This window comes from Nocardia sp. NPDC060220, from assembly GCF_042727815.1.
Taxonomy (GTDB): Bacteria; Actinomycetota; Actinomycetes; order Mycobacteriales; family Mycobacteriaceae; genus Nocardia.
Map to the genome: position 1 here is coordinate 1 of NZ_JBHWZY010001356.1, position 1116 is coordinate 1116.

Annotated in this window: 2 protein-coding genes and 1 pseudogene; all 3 read left to right on the forward strand. The window is 67.0% G+C overall.

Features of this window, described 5'->3' with window-relative positions; genetic code table 11:
* Window positions 1-323, forward strand: a 323-nt coding sequence (locus tag ACFWF3_RS36735; protein WP_379318844.1) for a DegV family protein, incomplete at its 5' end; no start/stop codon positions are given.
* A gap of 72 nt (window positions 324-395) precedes the next feature.
* Complete coding sequence (locus ACFWF3_RS36740) at window positions 396-890, forward strand: GNAT family N-acetyltransferase (RefSeq protein ID WP_379318846.1); 495 nt, start codon at window positions 396-398, stop codon at window positions 888-890.
* 33 nt (window positions 891-923) lie between these two features.
* Window positions 924-1116: pseudogene (locus tag ACFWF3_RS36745) on the forward strand (repressor LexA); the annotation flags it as partial.

A 1116-nucleotide genomic window follows, 5' to 3' on the forward strand; every position in this document is an offset into this window, starting at 1 on the left:
GGTTCTTCGGCAGTGAACTGGTGACGAAACCACTGCTGCAGCTGGTGGAGGGCAAGCTCGAAATGCGCGAGAAGGTGCGAACCAGATCGCGTGCCTACGCCAAGCTGGTGGCTGCCGCGGTGGAGGCGGCCGCATCCGATGGTGCGGCGCTCGGCATCCAGCATCTCGGTGCCCCCGAGGCCGCCGAAAACATCGCGGCGCAATTGCGTGAGCAGCTGCCGGAGGTGCAAGAGCTCTACGTTGCCGAGTTCGGCCCCGCACTCGGTGTGCACCTCGGTGTCGGCGCACTCGGTGTCGCGGTGTTGCCCGGCGGATGCGTCTGATCGCTGCCGGTTCAGAATCTCGCTGAGGGCAAACAGTCCGGTGACGATGATCCGGTGCCTACCGTGGTTGTCATGGTTGGCCACACTTCCCCACAGACCGATGTTTCGCCACGAGTGCTCGTGGTCGACTGGGACGACCCGGATGCCGAGTCGCTGCGCGCGGAGATGTCGGCCGAGGTCCGTCCCCGCTACGCCCACCTCGAGCTCGCCCTGCGCGGTCCCTCGCCGATCGCGGTCGATCACGCGACCGTGCACCAGACGTTCGTCGCGTACGTGGGCGCGGAGCCTGTCGGGCACGCCGCGGTGCGCTGGAACGCCGGTGACCTCGAACTCAAGCGGATGTTCGTGCGTCCCGCCTACCGTGGCACCGGAACCGCGACGGCGCTGTTGCACGCCGCCGAAGCATCCGTGCGCGCGGCCGGCCGGCCCCGGATGATCCTGCAGACCGGGCACCTGCAGCCGGAAGCGGTGCGCTTCTACGAGCGCAGTGGCTATCACCGGATTCCGCTGTTCGCGCCGTATCACGTCCTGCCGCAGTCGAACTGTTTCGCGAGGAACCTGGACTGAAGTGATGATCGCGGGGGGATCTACGATTCCCCGATGACCGGATACGACGACTTCGACCACCTCGACGCCGCGAGCCTGCCTCCCCGCAGACAACACATTCTCGCCGTGATCAGGGATTCGGTGCTCGCCCACGGCTACGCGCCGAGCACGCGGGAGATCGCCGACGCGGTGGGCCTGCGCTCCACATCCACGGTCTCCCAACACCTGAAGGCATTGGAGGAGGACG